The sequence below is a fragment of the Xanthomonas sp. JAI131 genome (genome assembly GCF_013410075.1).
GTDB classification, from domain to species: Bacteria; Pseudomonadota; Gammaproteobacteria; order Xanthomonadales; family Xanthomonadaceae; genus Xanthomonas_A; species Xanthomonas_A bonasiae.
On sequence record NZ_JACCCN010000003.1, the window covers coordinates 443,725 to 460,850 of the forward strand.

Here is a 17,126-nt window from a genome sequence, read left to right on the forward strand (position 1 = left end):
ATGCCCGAAGCCAAAGCTACCGTCGTCATCCGCCGGGTCAAGAAGGTCCAGGGCGGCGGCCATCATGGCGGCGCCTGGAAGGTGGCGTTCGCCGACTTCGTGACCGCGATGATGGCGTTCTTCCTGGTGCTGTGGCTGGTCGCGGCCACCACCAAGGAACAGCGCATGGCGATCTCCGAATACTTCCGCAATCCCAGCCCGCTGGAGGGCAAGAGCCCGGCGCCGAGTCCGGGCATGGCCGGCCCCGGCGGCGCCAGCACCTCGATGATCAAGCTCGGCGGCAGCGCCGACATACAGCGCGGCAACAACAAGGATCCGTTCGGCAGCAAGAGCCTGGCGGGCGACACGGAAAGCAAGACGGCGCAACGCGAGAAGGAAAAGCAGCGGCTGGAAACGCTGATGCAGGACCTGAAGGAAGCGATCGACAAGAGCCAGGCGCTGGAGCCGTTCAAGGACCAGTTGTTGCTGGACCTGACCCCGGACGGCCTGCGCATCCAGATCGTGGACAAGGAGAACCGGCCGATGTTCGACATCGGCAGCGCGGTGCTCAAACCCTATACCCGCGACATCCTGCACGAGCTGTCCGGCTTCATCAACGAAGTGCCCAACCACATCAGCATCACCGGCCACACCGACGTCACCCAGTACAGCGGCAAGAACGGCTACAGCAACTGGGAGCTGAGCGCGGACCGCGCCAATGCGGCGCGGCGCGAACTGGTCGCCGGCGGCATGGGCGAGGACAAGGTCTCGCGCGTGGTCGGCCTGTCGTCCTCGGTGCTGTTCGACAAGCAGAATCCGGACAACCCGATCAACCGGCGCATCAGCATCGTGGTGATGACCAAGGACGCCGAGGATGCGGCGCTGGCCGGCAGCGATCACGCCGTGGCGCTGGGCCAGCGGCAGAACGATGCCGACACCAAGGTGCCGGACTTGAGCGCTGGCGGCGCGGCGGCGGCGCCGGCGCGGGCTACGACTGCGACTGCGGTTCCGGCGACGGTGCCAACCGCGACTCCGGCAGCGAATGCGGCGGCTCCGGCGGCAGGCATCGCCAAGCCGGCGACGGTGACGATCGCGCCGCCGCGCACCACCTCACCGGAGGCCGCGGCCGACGCCGCCCGCGAAGCGATCCGCGCGGTCAACAGCGTCACCGGCAACACGCCGCGCAGCAGTGCCGCGCCGTCGCCGGCAACGGCGACGGCCGCCGCCGAGAGTCCGGCGCAACGCTGACGCCGTTTCCTCTCGGGTTGTATCCGGCCTGCGCAGGCTCCGGCCACGGCCGGAACTGTCCCGATCAAGCCAGGTCGCGACCAACTCCTGAAAGAAGCTCGCGGCCATGGCGTCGCGGTTCCCGACTTCGCTCGTCGCGGCTGAAGCCGCTCCTACAAGGGCTCGCGGCCAACTGGCCGGGTGAATCGCAGGAGGGATTTCAACCCCGACGGATAGCCAGCGACGCGCCGCAGCGCTTCTCACTGCGGCAGCGGTTGCGCCACGCCCTGTGCGATCGCCTGGCGGGTGATCCGTTCGATGTCGCGTTGCAGCGTCGCGTTGGCGACCTGCTGGCGCTTTGCCAGCACTTCCTGTTGCCGGGCCAACACCTCCTGTTGCTCGGCCAATGCCGATTGGCGCGTTTCCAGGGCCGCCATCTGCTGCGCGAAGTCCGCATGCGCGGCATCGGTACGTGCCGCGGATCGGGCAGCGGCCTGGCCGCCGCTGGCGGCAAGCCGCGCCTGCTCGCTGGCGCGCCTGGCCTCCTCCATCGCCTGGCCTGCCTGGCCCTGTGCGATGACGCCCTGTTGCCGGCCGATCTCGCCCTGGCGCGTGCCCAACCGCCCCTGCCGCTCGCCCAGCTCGCCCTGTTGCCGCCCCAGCGCTTCGACCGGCGCGTAGGCCGCCTTCAGCTGCTGGATAGTGGCCGCGTCGCGCACCACGTAGCGCTTGCCGTCCCTGCGGATCCACCACAGCGTCTCGTCGCCATGGCGCGCGCGCCGCGCCTCGCGCAGGTCGTCGCTGCTGCCGTACATGTTGGTGCTGGATTTTTCGAACAGCACCGATGCGTTGCGGCGATCGTCGGACAGGAGGGTGATGGTGGAAGTGTTCGTCAGCCGATGCGCGCCGGCCACGGGCGCGGGCGGCACTGGCGGCACCGGTGGCACGGGCGGAACAGGCGGCACTGCGGGCGACGCCGGCTCGGCCGGTTCGGCGATGTCGGTGGCGGCGTCCTGGGCGCTCGCCTGTGTGGACGCGATGGCGCCGGCCAGAACCAGCAGTGCGGCGCCGCGGCGCCAGAGTGGGGTGTTGGAGTGCAGCATGGCGGATCTCCTTGTGGGCATGGCGGATGGGCGAAGCGATGACCTGGGCCGTAGCGACCAGCGGCCCGAGCGGCGACGCGAACGCGCGTCGCGCGTCGCCGACTTCGGTACCGGATGCACCGCTGCCCCGGCTGTAGATCCGCCGCTCGCGCAGCGGGCAGCGCGGTGGCAGGGCTGTGTAGCTACAACTGTAGTCAAACTAGCTATGCCTACAAATGTAGTCAAGCCTGCCGAAGGTCATGCCCGGCCGCCCCGCTTACAATGGCGGTCACTCCGCGAGCGAGACGAACGTGTCCAAGCAATCCAAAGCCAAGCGCGACAAGCGCAAGAAGCAGCAACCCAAGCGCGCCTTTGCCCGACTGGGCCGCGACCAGCCCATCGCCAACCACGCCGTGCTGCAGGACGAAAGTGGCCGCGTGCTGGCCGCGATCGGCCTGCAGGGCAACGAGTGGCTGCTGTCGGTCGGCGGCCAGACCATGGGCAACGCCGACAACCCGGTGCCGATGCTGGCGATGCTCAAGCATCTGGCCAACGTGCAGGAGCAGGAAGGCAAGACCATCACCCTGGACTATTCGACCCAGTTGCAGCAGATGATCGACGACCTTGCCGCCGACGAAGGCAAGACCGCGGCCGAGTACCTGGACGCGCTGGTCGCCGAGTTCGCCGAGAGCGATGGCGATGCGGACGCCGAAGAAGACGGCGTCGCCGAGGCGACCGACGCTGCTGCCGATGACGCGGATGCCGAGGCATCGGCGGGCAAGGCAAGCGACGCGGTGGCGACCACGGACGCCGACGCGGACGCCGACGGCAAGCACAAGCCAGCCTGATCGTCGCGATGGCGGTCTACATCGACGATGCGGTGCATCCCTGGCGCGGCCAGCGCTGGGGACATCTGCTTGCCGATACGCTGGACGAACTGCATGCGATGGCGGCGCGGCTGGGCATTCCCCGCCGCGCCTTCCAGAACAAGCTCAGCGGCGCGCACTACGACGTGCCCGCCGCCTTGCGCGACGAAGCGATCCGGCTCGGCGCGGTGCCGGTATCGCGGCACACCGATCGCGCACTGATGAAGACGCTGATCCGCCAGGCCCGCGCGCAGGCGCGCGGCGAAGCCGATTGAACATGCATGGCGGCATCGGAGTACGGCGCATTGCGGTGGCGTGGGCTTGCGGATGCGTTGGGACGCCGCTTCCGGCAGCGGCCGGCGCGGTTACGGCTCGCGACTCCGCGCGTCGCGACTGCAGTCGCTCCCACAGGGAGCTGCGGATGCTCGCTGCTGCGATGCTTCGGATGCTTGGCTGGTGCGCTGCGGGAGGGGATTCGGCCCCGACACCCGACGATGCCGGTGCAGTTCCGGGCTCCGTTCGTCGCGGCTGAAGCCGCTCCTACAGGGAGTTTGCAGCAAGTTGACGGGGTGCGCTGTGGGAGGGACTTCAATCCCGACTGCATCCAAAGTCGCAACATCCACCGCTTCGCGCGTCGCGACTGAAGTCGCTCCCACAGGGAGCTGCGGATGCTCGCTGTTGCGATGCTTCGGATGCTTGGCTGGTGCGCTGCAGGAGGGGATTCGGCCCCGACACCCGACGATGCCGGCGCAGTTCCGGACTCCGTTCGTCGCGGCTGAAGCCGCTCCTACAGAGAGCTTGCAGTAAGGTCGCTCCCACAGGGAGCTGCGGATGCTCGCTGTTGCGATGCTTCGGATGCTTGGCTGGTGCGCTGCGGGAGGGGATTCAGCCCCGACATTCGTCCAAGCCGGCGCAGTTCCGGACTCCGTTCGTCGCGGCTGAAGCCGCTCCTGCAGGGAGCTTGCAGCAAGTTGGCGGGGTGCACTGTGGGAGGGACTTCAGTCCCGACCGCATCCAAAGCCGGAACATCCACCGCTTCGCGCGTCGCGATTGCCGCGCCTAGAACGGGTCGCTGCCCGGGCGCAGGTCGATGCCCAGGATCGCCGCCAGGCGCTGCATGTCCTCGTCGTCGCGGCTGAGCGCCATCCAGCCGGCGCGGTCGTCGCCGCCGGTGTCCCAGCACCAGATGCTGTAGCCGTACTCGCGCAGGCGGTCGTAGGCCACCGCCAGCAGCGAGGCGGTGTCGTGGGCGCCGAGGAAGTCCTCGTCGTCGACGTCGCCGCCCCAGTCGAGGCTCAGGTTCCAGCGCGCGGCCAGTTCGTTGATCGCGCCGATCAGCGCTTCGCTATCGCCGCCGTCCACGTAGAAGCCGGAGGTCCAGTCGATGGCGTCCTTCAGCGTCCACAGCCAGCCGTCGCCATCGCTCTCCACTTCGCCCGCCGCCTCGCGGTAGGCGTTGAACTGGCGCAGCGCGGTCTCGTCGTCGCCGGGATTGATCAGCAGCAGCAGGTTCCAGATCAGCCCCTGCTGGGTATCCGGATCGTCGTCGTCCGCGTCGCCGCTGAGGTCGTCGGGATCTTCGTAGTCGGCGCTGTTGTCGGGCATGGCGGCGGATCGGGCAGTGCGGGACGCGCAGTGTGACGCGCCGGGCGCGGCGACGGAAGCGCGGCGAAACTCGGCAGCGACGCCGCAGGCGTTTATCCTTCGCCCCCGGAAGACGGCGCCACCCGCCGCCAAGCGAACCCATGACGATGAGCGATACCCCTCCCGATCACCTGGCGATCAGCCCGCAGAGCCCATTCCACGATGCCGAGGCGCTGGCGCGCGGCGTCGGCATCCGCTTCAACGGCGTGGAACGCGACAACGTGGAGGAGTATTCGGTCAGCGAAGGCTGGATCCGCGTGCAGGTCGGCAAGGCGCGCGACCGCCGCGGCAATCCGATGACGATGAAGATCAAGGGCGCCGTGGAGGCGTACTACCTCGAGAGCAACTGACCGCGCGGCCGCGGCGAGCGCGCGGCATCGCGCGATGGCGGCTGCCCGCGTTGGCGATCGATGCACTCATGGTGGTCCTGGTCTGATCCTGTCGTGTGCCGCAGCCCGTCTGGATACGGTCGGGCTGGCGCATCGCGTCCGCCTGCGCCGCAGGCCGGATACGTAGTCACCGACCTATTCTGTCGCGGCTGAAGCCGCTCCTACACAGGGCGTGTCACGTGGGGCTTCGGCCCGGTAGCGACCAGATCCGTCCTCGCCTTGCCTTTCCACCGCGCCGGATCGCGGCGGCGGCCCGCGCACAAGCGTCGCAGCGGCAACGCGCGACGGCGCCGGCTCAGGACTTGAGCCGGTAACCGCTGCGGAAGATCGCCCAGACCACGAGCAGGCACAGCGCCAGGAACACCCCGGTCATGCTCGCGCTGACCGCGATGTGCACGTCGGCCTTGCCGAAGAACGCCCAGCGGAAGCCGCTGACCAGATACACCACCGGATTGAACCAGCTGATCTTCTGCCACAGCGGCGGCAGCATGCTGATCGAGTAGAAGCTACCGCCGAGGAAGGTCAGCGGGGTCACCACCATCAGCGGGATCACCTGCAGCTTCTCGAAGCCGTCGGCCCAGATGCCGATGATGAAACCGAACAGGCTGAAGGTCAGCGCAGTCAGCACCAGGAAGCCGAACATCCACAGCGGATGCGCGATCTCGTAGGGCACGAACGCGCGCGCGGTGAGCAGGATCAGCAGGCCCAGCAGCACCGACTTGCTCGCCGCCGCGCCGACATAGCCGATCACCACTTCCCACCACGCCACCGGCGCCGACAGCACCTCGTAGATGGTGCCGGCCCAGCGCGGCATGTAGATACCGAACGAGGCGTTGGACACGCTCTCGTTGAGCAGCGACAGCATCACCAGCCCGGGGATGATGTAGGCGCCATAGCGGATCCCGTCGATGTCGCCCATGCGCGAGCCGATCGCCGCGCCGAACACCACGAAGTACAGCGAGGTCGACAGCACCGGCGAGGCGATCGACTGGGTCAGCGTGCGGAAGGTGCGCGCCATCTCGAAACGGTAGATCGCGGCGATCGCATGCAGGTTCATGCGCGCGCCTCCGTGCGGCCGGCGGCCGGGCGCACCAGGTTGACGAAGATCTCCTCCAGCGAGCTTTCGCTGGAATGCAGGTCCTTGATCTCCACGCCCTGCTCTTCCAGTTGCCGCAGCAGGCTGCCGATGCCGGTCTGCTCGGCCTGCACGTCGTAGGTGTAGGTCAGCACGGCGCCGTCGGCGGACAGTTCCAGCGGCTGCGCCGCCAGCGCCGCGGGCAGCGCCGGCAGCGGCGCCTGCAGGGTCAGCGCCAGCTGCTTCTTGCCGAGCTTGCGCATCAACGTGCGCTTGTCCTCCACCAGCACCAGCTCGCCGCGGTTGATCACCCCGACGCGGTCGGCCATGTCCTCGGCTTCCTCGATGTAGTGCGTGGTCAGGATGATGGTGGTGCCCTGCTCGCGCAGGCGCCGCACCATCTGCCACATGTCGTGGCGCAGCTCCACGTCCACGCCGGCAGTGGGCTCGTCCAGGAACAGGATGCTCGGTTCGTGCGCCAGCGCCTTGGCGATCAGCACGCGCCGCTTCATGCCGCCGGACAGGGTGGAGATCTTGCTGTCGCGCTTGTCCCACAGCGACAGCTCGCGCAGCACCTGCTCCAGGTAGGCGGGGTTCTTCGGCTTGCCGAACAGGCCGCGGCTGAAGCGCACCGTCGCCCACACCGTCTCGAACGCATCGGTGGCCAGTTCCTGCGGCACCAGCCCGATCTTGGCGCGCGCGGCGCGGTAGTCGCGCACGATGTCGTGGCCGTCGGCCAGCACGGTGCCGGAACTGGGATTGACCAGGCCGCAGACCACGCTGATCAGCGTGGTCTTGCCGGCGCCATTGGGCCCGAGCAGAGCGAAGATCTCGCCGCGCTGGATGTCCAGGTCGATGCCTTTCAGCGCCTGAAAGCCGCCTTTGTAGGTCTTGGTGAGCTGCTGGATGGAAATGATCGGCGACACACGAACTCCTTGCGCGGTGGATCGGAGCGGCCGCCGCGACGAACGTCCGACAGGGTAGAGGTCCGCGACGCTGCGATAAACCGCGATGAGCGGAAGCAGTCTCCCGCATGCGGGATAGTGGAGGTGGGGCGGGGATTGGGGATTGGAGATTGGGGATTCGAGCCTAGCAGCCACGCTGTCGCGAGCATGGCAAGCTCCAGCGTGCGCCGGCTGGGCCGGCATCCAGCGCAGCGCCCTTCAAATCCCCAATCCCCAATCCCCAATCCCGGCTCTCAATTCTTTCGCCGCGCCTCCAGCAGATCCAGGTTGCGGATCAGCCGGCGCGCGATCTCGTCGGAGATCTTGCGCTGGCGGGTCAGCTTGAACAGCTCCTGGCGTTCGGCCTGCAGGCCGGCGTGGCGCAGCTGGCGCAGCACGTCGTCCAGCCGCCGCGCCTCTTCCGGGTCGCTCTCCATCGCCTCGCCATGGTCGAGGTGGCGCTGGTACAGGGCGCTGACCCGGATCGCCGCCTCGTTGTAGAGATCGGCATGTTCGCTGTCGTGGACCAGCCGCTGGCGCAGTTTCTCCACCGCCGCCAGCGCCGCGCGCGAGGATTCGCGCCGGGCCAGGTCCTCCTCCAGGCGGTCGCTGGGTTCCTCCGGCAGTTCCAGGCCACGCAGCAGCCGCGGCAACGCCACGCTGGCGACCAGCAGCGAAGTGACGATCACCGCGCTGGCCAGGAAGATCACCAGGTCGCGCGCCGGGAACGCGGCGCCGGTGGGCAGCAGCAGCGGCAGGGTCAGCACGCCGGCCAGGGTGATCGCACCGCGCACGCCGGCCAGCGAGGCCGCCACGACGATCCGCCACGGCGGGCTGAGATGCGCCTCGCCGCGGCGCCGCGCCTTGAGCAGGTTCCAGCGCAGCGACAGCCACACCCACACGAAGCGCAGCAACAGCAGGCCGACATAGATCGCCAGCGCATAGCCCAGCAGCCACCACGGATTGAGGTGCCCGGCCTCGTCGATGTTGTGCACCGCGCCCTGCACGATCCCCGGCAACTGCTCGCCGAGCAGCACGAACATGATGCCGTTGAGGGTGAACTGGACCATGTCCCACACCGCCGAGCGCTGCACGCGCATGCTGCCCGGGGCGCGGCCGCTCAGTTCCACGTAGCTCATGCTGATGCCGGCGGCGACCGCGGCGAGGATGCCGGAGGCGTTGATCGCCTCGGCCAGCAGGTAGGCGGCGAACGGCAGCAGCAGGTTGACCAGGATCGCCGCGCCGGGCTCCTCGCCGACCTGGCGCCAGATCCAGCGCTGCGCCAGGCTCGCGCCCAGGGTCACGCCGACGCCGGCGGCGACGCCGACCAGCGCCACCCACAGGAAGGTCAGCGAGGCGTCGGCCAGCGAGAACGCGCCGGTCATCGCCGCGGCCACCGCGAACTGGAAGCAGACCAGGCCCGACGCATCGTTGAGCAGCGATTCGCCCTCCAGGATGTGCATCAGCCGCTTCGGGATCGGCGCCCGCGCCGCGATCGAGGACACCGCGACCGGATCGGTCGGCGACACCACCGCGGCCAGCGCGAACGCCACCGCCAGCGGCATCGCCGGAATCATCCAGTGGATCAGGAAACCGGCGCCGACCACGGTGAACACCACCAGCCCCAGCGCCAGTTCCAGGATCGCGCCCTTGTCGCGGAACAGGCCCTGCTTGGGGATGCGCCAACCGTCCAGGAACAGCAGCGGCGGCAGGAACAGCAGGAAGAACAGCTCCGGCTCCAGCGCGTACCCCTTCTTGAATACCCCGGCGATGACCGCGCCCAGGCCGATCTGCACCAGCGGCAACGGCAGCGAGAACGGCAACACGCGGACCAGATAGCCGCTGGCCACCACCGCCAGCAACATCGCCAACACCACTTCGATCGAATGCATGCTCGTCCGGACGGCGGTGCCGCACCGCCGGCACCGCACCATGAATGGGGGAAGCGGCAAGCAAAGCGCACCGCAGGCGCGATGTCCAGTGACAGCGGCGCGCGGCATTTAGCCGGCGGCGCGCCTGCAGCGGCCCGCACACGCCCCGCTGGCGCCGTGCCGCGGTCGCGGTCGCGGTCGCGGCGCAAGCTGCGCTACCCGGCCGCACCGCGGCACGCGATAGTATCGATCCGCCCCATTCCCACACCGAAACCCGCGCAGCGTCGCCGTCGGAGACTCCATGCTGACCATTCAAGAGCTCAACACCTTCATCGACGACCAGGCGGTCGGCGACAGCGTCTCGCAGATCTGGACCCTGATCGGCCAGCATTTCGAGCAGGCCCAGGCGACCCTGCCCGCCGAACAGGCGATGCCGCGGCGCGAACTGTCGTTCCACGATCATGTGCGGCTATTGGGCTATCTGTGCCTGCTGCTCGAGGGCATTCCGGGCGACCTGGTGGAGATCGGGGTGTGGAAGGGCAAGTCGCTGGTGCTGATGAACGAGGTCAGCAACCGCCAGCGCAGGGTGATCGGCCTGGACCCGTTCGCCTTGCCGAACCAGTTCGAGGAATTCAACCACTATCGCCAGCTGCTGCTGCCCAATGCGCAGTTCATCCGCGGCTACTCGGAGTTCTGCGCCCAGCACTTCTACAACATGAAACCCGAAGTGGCATTGCTGCATATCGACGGCGGCCACACCGGGCGCAACGTGCTGCTGGATTTCCTGCTGTATGCGCCCAGCGTGGTGAGCGGCGGGTTCGTGGTGTTCGACGACTACGGCGACCACCAGCACTCGCCGGAAGTCGGGCCCGCGGTCGACCTGCTCAGGGCCACCGGCTACTTCAACGACTTCCATGTGCTGGGCTGCGCGCATGGCTTCGAGAACAGCTACGTGCTGCAGCGCCGCTGAGCCGACGGCGCTGTGTCCGTCCGCCGCCTGCCCACGCTGGCAGGCGGCGCTGACTACGTGAGTCCCCAACGACGCAACACCTGCGGTGCAGCATGCCGCACGAGCCCGTCGCCGCGCGCGGTCTTGCCGGCTGCAGCGTGTGCGCAGCCTCTGCGCAGGCACGCTTGCCGGAGTGCCCTCGGCGCGCGGGGGCCATACCCGCCCGCGATACGCATTCATCATTATCTGGGTGGCGTGATGCAACCGCGCCAGCGCTGCGCCCGTAAAGCGTGTGCACGGTCGACTGGCCGCGCATCCCCTAAAGGAGCAAACCCATGAAGATCCACTTGCTGGCCCTGGCCCTCGCCGGCCTCGTCTCGATGCCCGCCATGGCCGCCACCGGCCAAGCCGCGATGCACGACCACGCCGCGATGACCGAGGCCAAGCCGAATCCGATGGTCGGCGGCGCCCCGATGTACGCGACCAAGGACATCATCGACAACGCGGTCAACTCCAAGGATCACACGACCCTGGTCGCCGCGGTCAAGGCCGCCGGCATGGTGGACACGCTGAAGGGCGCAGGCCCGTTCACCGTGTTCGCACCGACCAACGCCGCCTTCGCCGCACTGCCGGCGGGCACGGTGGACACGCTGCTCAAGCCGGAGAACAAAGCAAAGCTGACCCAGGTACTGACCTATCACGTGGTCGCCGGCAAGCTCGATGCGGCGACGCTGCTGGCGCAGATCAAGGCCGGCGGCGGCAGCGCCAAGTTGACCACGGTGCAGGGCGAAACGCTGGTCGCCAAGACCCGCGGTGGCAAGGTCACCCTCACCGACAGCAAGGGCAATACCGCCCACGTCACCACCGCCGACGTGATGCAGAGCAATGGCGTGATCCATGTGGTGGACAAGGTTTTGATGCCGTAAGCACACCTCGGGGAGTGCATTGGCATCGCGAGGACGGCTTTGGCCGTCCTCGTTTTGCGCCGTGCATGCGAATGGCGACAGACGGCGCGGCCTGCCCACTGCAATGACGGGCGAACGCGCGCAGACGGTCAGTCGCCGGCACTGGCTGCGCGCGGCGCCTGCATCTGCTCTGCAAGAACGCGCAAGTCCTGCACGAAGCCTCGATAGGCGGCATCGACCGTATCGGTGCCGCGCTGGCGCAACACCCATGACGGATGCACGGTGGCCAGGGCACGGGTGCCGTCGGCCAGCGCCTGCCACTGCCCGCGCTGCGCCATCAGCGCAAAGCCGTTGCCGAGCACCGCGTGCGCCGCGGTCGCGCCCAGGCACAGCACGATGCGCGGCCGCACCCGCGCCAGCTCGCCGGCCAGCCAGAAGCGGCAGGCCTCGACCTGTGCGCGTTCGGGATTGCGATGCAGCCGCGCCTTGCCGCGTTGCTCGAAGCGGAAGTGCTTGACCGCGTTGGTCACGTACAGCCCGGCGCGGGCGATGCCGAGTTCGTGCAGCGCGCGATCGAACAGGCGCCCGGCCGGACCGACGAACGGCCGCCCGCTCAGGTCCTCCTCGTCGCCGGGCTGCTCGCCCACCACCATCACCGCCGCATCGTGCGGCCCCTCACCGAACACGGTCTGCGTGGCCGGCTGCCAGAGCGGGCAACGCCGGCACTCGCGCGCCGCGGCGCGCAGCGCATCGAGGCTGCCATCGGCATCGACCGCGACCGGCGGCGGCGGCGGCGCGGGAATGCGCCGGCGCACCGGCTCCGGCGCGCGCTCGGCCATCTCGCGCACGCGTTGCCCGGCATCGCGGATCAGGCCCGGCAGCAACTGCGTCTCCGGCAGGTTCTTCCAGTACTTCTGCGGCATCTCCTGGCGCATCATGTCCGGGTTGAGCCTTGCCGGATTGAAGATGTTGGCGTAGTAGGTGCGCCACAACGCATCCTGCGCATCGTCGGCCGGCGCATCGGCGCGTTGCGCGCCGCCGCCGAACTGCAGCGCCGCACCATCCCAGCGCACGCTGCGGTACGGGGTCAGGATCGCCCAGCGCATGCCGGCGAAACGGCGCGCGAAGAACGGCGCGACGCGATCGACGATGCGATGTTCCGGCTCGAACCAGGCGACGAACGCCTCGGCCTCGCCGGGCACCTCGCGGAAGCGCACGAACGCCTTCATCTTGTGGCTGTCGCGGCGCACGGCCTGCGCCCACTGCTGCGCCCGGTGCACATCGGCATCGGTGACCCGCTGCAACAGCGCCCGCTCGCCCGACGCGATCCGCCACAACAGCCGATACAGCAACGCAAGCCGCTGCGGATCGCGATGGCACAGCACCGCCCCTGCCAACGCCAGGAACTCGGCGGACACCCGCGGCGCCGCCACCGTCGCCGGCAACGTGGTCACATCGGTCCCGGCCAGCAACCCGCCCTGCGCATCCCCCTCCCAGACCAGCGACTCCGGCGCCACCCGCGCACACCACGCCGCCCGCGCCGCCGCCCGCCACGCCTCCAGACTCCACGCCGGCACCACCTCAGCCTGGAACACGACCCAGCCCCCACATCCCCCCATCAACACGAAGGCGACAGATACCAGCACCACCATCACCACAGCAACAGCCGTGGTTGCCGTTGCAGCAGCGGTTGCGGTTGCTGTTGTTGTTGTTGTTGTTGCTGTTATTGCTGTTGCTGTTATTGCTATTGCTATTGCTATTGCTATTGCTATTGCTGTTGCTGTTGCTGTTGCTGTTGCTGTTGCCGGTGATCTTGCTTTTAAAACTTCCCGCCTTAAAGCGAGCCGAGCACCGCAGTGGCGAGCGGCCGAAGAGGCGCCCCTGTTTGAGCGAAGCGAGTTTGGGCGCCGTGCCGCTCGCCGCGAGGAGCGCAGGGCACCGGTGCGGCTGTATCGCACCGGCTCGTGTCGGGCGGGAGCGGTTTTGGTTACTTTTGCCAAGACAAAAGTGACTCGCGCCGACCGGCGCGAAAGCTCTTGATCTTGATCTTGCTCTTGATCTTGCTTCAGCAACTGCCTCTGCCTCTGCCTCTGCCTCTGCATCTGCCTCTGCAGTTGCAGTTGCAGTTGCAGTTGCAGTTGCAGCAATCATCGCAACAACCCAGCCACTACAGCGCCACAGCACAGCGTCAATCAAACAACCCACCCTGCCGCGGCGCCGGTGCCAACTGCGCCCGCAACCGCTGCGGATCGTCCAACCGTTGGCGCGGATGATGATCCACCACACTGACGAACGGCAGCACCTTCTTCATCGGCATCCGCAACCGCGCCAGATCCCCGACCCGCAACCGCGCATGCCGCCGCGACAACAACAACCGCTCCACATTGCGGGTGCCAAGACCCGGCACCCGCAACAACATCTCCCGCGCCGCCGTATTCAAATCCACCGGAAACCGCTCGGGATGCCGCAACGCCCAGGCCAGCTTCGGATCCACGTCCAGATCGAGCATGCCGCTGGCGGCCTCCGGCGCGATCTCCTCCACCGAGAAATCGTAGAACCGCAGCAACCAATCGGCTTGATAAAGGCGATGCTCGCGCTGCAACGGCGGCGCCTGCAGCGGCAATTTCGACGATGCATCCGGAATCGGACTGAACGCGGAATAGTAGACCCGCCGCAGCCGGTAATTGCCGTAGAGATTATGGCTGGTGCGCAGGATCGCGCGGTCGTCGGCGCCGTCCGCGCCGACGATCATCTGCGTGCTCTGCCCGGCCGGCGCGAAACGCGGCGGCTTGGCACTGAGCTTGCGCTCGGCCTTGCGCGCCTCCTTGCTTTCCTCGATGCGCCAGCGCAGCTCGCCCATCGCCGCGCGGATGCCGCCGACGCTCTTTTCCGGCGCCAACTGGGTCAGCCCCTGCTCGGTCGGCAGTTCGACATTGATGCTCAGCCGGTCGGCATAGCGGCCGGCAGCGGCCAGCAGCTCCGGCGCCGCATCGGGAATGGTCTTGAGGTGGATGTAGCCGGCGAAGCGGTGCTCCTCGCGCAGCTGCCGCGCCACCTCCACCAGCTGCTCCATCGTGTAGTCGCTGTTGCGGATGATGCCGCTGGACAGGAACAGGCCCTCGATGTAATTGCGCTTGTAAAAGTCCAGGGTCAGCTTGACCACTTCGGCCGGCGCGAAGCGCGCGCGGCGCACGTTGCTGGACACGCGGTTGACGCAGTACGCGCAATCGAACACGCAGAAGTTGGTCAGCAGGATCTTCAGCAGCGACACGCAGCGGCCATCGGGCGTGTACGAATGGCAGATGCCCATGCCCTCGGTGCTGCCGATGCCGCCGCTGCGCAGCGAATGGCGCTTGTCCGCACCGCTGGAGGCGCAGGAAGCGTCGTATTTGGCCGCATCGGCGAGCACGGCGAGCTTTTCGAGGGTATTCACCCGTGGACGATGCCCGCTTGCCGTCTCAGCCTGTGAGACGGCGATGCGTTTTCGCCTTCACCGCGATGAACCGCTCAGGCCGTCGCGGCCGCCGCCGGCTCAGGCGGCGATGCGTTGCGCGCCGCCGTCGAACCGGTACAGGTCCATCGCGATCATTCCGGCGTCGATGCCGGCGTCGATGCGCTGCGCGCCCAGGCCCTGCTCGCCGGCGGCACCCATCGCGAAATAGATCGGCAGCCAGTGCTCGTCGGTCGGATGCGTGCGCTCGGCGAACGGCGCCTGGCGGCGGTAGTCGAGCAAGGCCGGCAGATCCTCGCGCAGCAGGGCCTGTTCCACCCACTCGATGAACGGACGCACGTACGGCGCATCCTTGCCCTCGGCGTAGCGGCCGAAGTCGTGCAGGTTGTGGGTGATGCTGCCCGAGCCGACCAGCAGCACGCCGTCGTCGCGCAGCGGCGCCAGCGCGCGGCCCATCGCCAGTTGGTGGGCGGGGCCCAGCTCCGGCTGGATCGACAGCGGCAGCACCGGGATGTCGGCCTGCGGATACAGCAGCGACAACGGCACCCACACGCCATGGTCCAGGCCGCGGCGCTCGTCCACGTAGGGCTGCAGGCCGGCGCGCTCGAGCCGTTCGGCAACCTCGCGCGCCAGCGCCGGCGCGCCCGGCGCCGGGTACTGCATCTCGTGCAGCGCGCGCGGGAAACCGCCGAAATCGTGGATGGTCTGCGGCTGCGCCGCCGCGCCGACCAGCGGCCGCCGCGCCAGCCAGTGCGCCGACGCCACCACGATCGCGCGCGGACGCGGCAACAACGCCGCCAGTTCGGCCAGGCGCACGCCCACCAGACCCGGGTCCAGCGCGGTCATCGGCGAACCATGCGAGATGTACAGCGAGGGCAGACGGGACATGACAGGTTCTCCAGAGGGATCAGGCGCGGCGTCCGCCGATCGGGACGCTGCCGGGGCCGGCGGCGCCGGCACGCGTGGCCCTGGATCGCAGGGGCCATGGCGGCAGATCCACAGGGTATTCCCGTCACGAGGGGGGATAAATTACCCTGCGCCCGGATATCTATTTCGGGAACGGCAACAATGGATACGCTGGAAGCGATGCGCGTGTTCGTCACCGTGGTCGACCGCAACGGCTTCAACGCTGCCGCCGACGCGCTGGGCATGTCCACCGCCAGCGTCACCCGGCAGGTCGCCTGGCTGGAGAAGCGGCTGGGCCTGCGCCTGCTCAACCGCACCACGCGCCGGGTCAGCCCGAGCAGCGTCGGTACCGCCTACTACCAGCGCTGCCAGGTGCTGCTGGCCGAGTTCGACGACATGGAGGCGGCGGTCGGCGAGCAGGCGCTGACCCCGTCCGGCACCCTGCGCATCAACGCGCCCTTCAGCTTCAGCATCGCCCGGCTGGGACCGCGGCTGGCCGGCTACCGGGCGCGCTATCCGCAGGTCGCGCTGGACCTGTCGCTGTCCGACCGCATGGTGGACATCGTCGAGGAAGGCTACGACATGGCGATCCGCATCACCCGCCAGGTCACCCCGACCCTGATCGCACGCAAGCTCGGCGAGGTGCAGGCGTATCTGTGCGCCTCGCCGGCCTACCTGGAACGCGCCGGCATGCCGCGCCTGGCCGCCGACATCGCCGGCCACGAATTCCTGACCTACAGCTACATGCCGCTCGACGAGATCGTCCTGCATGGCCCCGACGGCGAAACCCGGGTTCGCGTGCAGGGCGGGCTGCGCGCCAACAGCGGCGACGTGCTGCGCGAGGCCGCGATCTCCGGCATGGGCATCGTCCTGCAGCCGGACTTCATCGCCCAGGACGCGCTGGAGGACGGCCGCCTGGTGCGGGTGCTGCCCGACCACCGGCTCGCCCCGATCGGCGTCTACGCGGTCTATGCCAGCCGCAGCCACCTGGCGCCGAAGGTGCGCAGCTTCATCGATTACCTGGTCGAAGTCGGCATCGAACGCGAGATGCACGCCGCCGCCGCGCCCTGATCCGCGGCCACCGCTCGGACACAACATCCCGCACGTGGCGCTGATCGAAGCGGCGGCGCATGCGCACAATGCCCGCGCTTCATCCCCCTTCCTGTCAGGAGTTCGCCCATGAGCAAGATCGCCATCGTCTATTTCAGCGGCTACGGCCATACCGTCAAGCAGGCCGAGGCGGTGCACGCCGGCGCCGCCAGCGTCGGCGAGGCCACGCTGTACCGCATCGACCAGGACGGCAACCTGCCGGAAAGCGCCTGGGAAGCCATCGGCCAGGCCGATGCGATCGTCTACGGCAGCCCGACCTACATGGGCGGCCCGGCCTGGCAGTTCAAGAAGTTCGCCGACGCCAGCTCCAAGCCGTGGTTCGCGCAGGCGTGGAAGGACAAGATCGCCGCCGGCTTCACCAACTCGGCCTCGGTCAACGGCGACAAGTTCTCCACCATCGAATACTTCTGGACCCTGTCGCAGCAGCACGGCCAGGTCTGGGTCGGCACCGGCCTGCTGCCGGCCAACACCAAGGCGCACGGCCCGGCCGACACCAACTGGACCGCCGGCTCCGGCGGCGCGCTGGCGATCTCGCCGTCGGACGCCTCGCCGGAGGAAGCGCCGCGCACCGGCGACCTGGAGACCGCCAGGCTGCTCGGCAAGCGCGTGGCCGAATACGCGGCCAAGCTGAAAGGCTGAGCCGCGCACGGCATCGCCACCGCCATGCGGGCGACGCCGGCTGCGCGGTTGCGCGACCGGTGTCGGCGCCGCACACGAACGGACGCGGC

The 17,126-nt window shown here is 68.5% G+C and carries 17 protein-coding genes; 9 read left to right on the top strand and 8 right to left on the bottom strand.

The window, feature by feature from the left end; translation table 11 throughout:
• A complete protein-coding gene (gene motB, locus HDC36_RS14955) occupies positions 1-1,227 on the top strand; it encodes a flagellar motor protein MotB (RefSeq protein ID WP_179568830.1) in 1,227 nt (408 codons plus the stop codon).
• Positions 1,228-1,466: 239 nt separating this feature from the next.
• On the opposite strand, the gene HDC36_RS14960 is transcribed toward motB, so the two are convergent.
• Positions 1,467-2,309, bottom strand: coding sequence for a hypothetical protein (locus HDC36_RS14960; protein WP_179568832.1), 843 nt, complete (start codon positions 2,307-2,309; stop codon positions 1,467-1,469).
• 290 nt (positions 2,310-2,599) lie between these two features.
• Between HDC36_RS14960 and HDC36_RS14965 the strand changes: the two genes are divergently transcribed.
• Both HDC36_RS14965 and HDC36_RS14970 read left to right on the top strand, forming a co-directional pair.
• A complete protein-coding gene (locus HDC36_RS14965) occupies positions 2,600-3,136 on the top strand; it encodes a hypothetical protein (RefSeq protein ID WP_179568834.1) in 537 nt (178 codons plus the stop codon).
• An 8-nt stretch (positions 3,137-3,144) separates the two neighbouring features.
• A complete protein-coding gene (locus HDC36_RS14970) occupies positions 3,145-3,429 on the top strand; it encodes a DUF4031 domain-containing protein (protein WP_179568836.1) in 285 nt (94 codons plus the stop codon).
• Between the two features lie 784 nt (positions 3,430-4,213).
• Here HDC36_RS14970 and HDC36_RS14975 read toward each other — a convergent pair.
• A complete protein-coding gene (locus HDC36_RS14975; RefSeq protein WP_179568838.1) occupies positions 4,214-4,759 on the bottom strand; it encodes a hypothetical protein in 546 nt (181 codons plus the stop codon).
• A gap of 146 nt (positions 4,760-4,905) precedes the next feature.
• On the opposite strand from HDC36_RS14975, the gene HDC36_RS14980 reads away from it, so the two are divergent.
• On the top strand, positions 4,906-5,148 hold the full coding sequence (locus HDC36_RS14980) for a DUF3297 family protein (RefSeq protein ID WP_179568840.1): 243 nt from the start codon (positions 4,906-4,908) through the stop codon (positions 5,146-5,148).
• A 334-nt stretch (positions 5,149-5,482) separates the two neighbouring features.
• On the opposite strand, the gene HDC36_RS14985 is transcribed toward HDC36_RS14980, so the two are convergent.
• The 3 genes from HDC36_RS14985 to HDC36_RS14995 form a co-directional block, all read right to left on the bottom strand.
• Positions 5,483-6,244, bottom strand: coding sequence for an ABC transporter permease (locus tag HDC36_RS14985; RefSeq protein ID WP_179568842.1), 762 nt, complete (start codon positions 6,242-6,244; stop codon positions 5,483-5,485).
• Entirely contained in the window at positions 6,241-7,188 is a 948-nt protein-coding gene (locus HDC36_RS14990; RefSeq protein ID WP_179568844.1) for an ABC transporter ATP-binding protein, read from the bottom strand. The genes HDC36_RS14985 and HDC36_RS14990 overlap by 4 nt, the downstream gene beginning before the upstream one ends.
• A gap of 272 nt (positions 7,189-7,460) precedes the next feature.
• A complete protein-coding gene (locus tag HDC36_RS14995; RefSeq protein ID WP_179568846.1) occupies positions 7,461-9,098 on the bottom strand; it encodes a Na+/H+ antiporter in 1,638 nt (545 codons plus the stop codon).
• Positions 9,099-9,378: 280 nt separating this feature from the next.
• Between HDC36_RS14995 and HDC36_RS15000 the strand changes: the two genes are divergently transcribed.
• Together HDC36_RS15000 and HDC36_RS15005 are read left to right on the top strand one after the other, a co-directional pair.
• Positions 9,379-10,047, top strand: a complete 669-nt coding sequence (locus HDC36_RS15000) for a class I SAM-dependent methyltransferase (protein ID WP_179568848.1) — start codon at positions 9,379-9,381, stop codon at positions 10,045-10,047.
• 368 nt (positions 10,048-10,415) lie between these two features.
• Positions 10,416-10,952, top strand: coding sequence for a fasciclin domain-containing protein (locus HDC36_RS15005; RefSeq protein ID WP_255432777.1), 537 nt, complete (start codon positions 10,416-10,418; stop codon positions 10,950-10,952).
• Positions 10,953-11,080: 128 nt separating this feature from the next.
• On the opposite strand, the gene HDC36_RS15010 is transcribed toward HDC36_RS15005, so the two are convergent.
• The gene (locus HDC36_RS15010; protein ID WP_179568852.1) at positions 11,081-12,526 is read right to left on the bottom strand and encodes a UdgX family uracil-DNA binding protein; all 1,446 of its coding nucleotides are present in this window, start codon (positions 12,524-12,526) and stop codon (positions 11,081-11,083) included.
• A 73-nt stretch (positions 12,527-12,599) separates the two neighbouring features.
• On the opposite strand from HDC36_RS15010, the gene HDC36_RS15015 reads away from it, so the two are divergent.
• Positions 12,600-12,971 (top strand): hypothetical protein, encoded by a 372-nt coding sequence (locus tag HDC36_RS15015; protein WP_179568854.1) that lies wholly within the window; start codon positions 12,600-12,602, stop codon positions 12,969-12,971.
• Between the two features lie 148 nt (positions 12,972-13,119).
• Here the strand turns inward: HDC36_RS15015 and HDC36_RS15020 are convergent, their stop codons facing one another.
• Both HDC36_RS15020 and HDC36_RS15025 read right to left on the bottom strand, forming a co-directional pair.
• Positions 13,120-14,364, bottom strand: coding sequence for a putative DNA modification/repair radical SAM protein (locus HDC36_RS15020; protein WP_179568856.1), 1,245 nt, complete (start codon positions 14,362-14,364; stop codon positions 13,120-13,122).
• Positions 14,365-14,463: 99 nt separating this feature from the next.
• Positions 14,464-15,270: a class III extradiol ring-cleavage dioxygenase gene (locus tag HDC36_RS15025; protein WP_179568858.1), complete on the bottom strand. Its 807-nt coding sequence runs from the start codon at positions 15,268-15,270 to the stop codon at positions 14,464-14,466.
• 180 nt (positions 15,271-15,450) lie between these two features.
• On the opposite strand from HDC36_RS15025, the gene HDC36_RS15030 reads away from it, so the two are divergent.
• Entirely contained in the window at positions 15,451-16,359 is a 909-nt protein-coding gene (locus HDC36_RS15030; protein WP_179568860.1) for a LysR family transcriptional regulator, read from the top strand.
• Positions 16,360-16,467: 108 nt separating this feature from the next.
• A complete protein-coding gene (locus HDC36_RS15035; protein WP_179568862.1) occupies positions 16,468-17,037 on the top strand; it encodes a flavodoxin family protein in 570 nt (189 codons plus the stop codon).
• Positions 17,038-17,126: the final 89 nt, after the last annotated feature.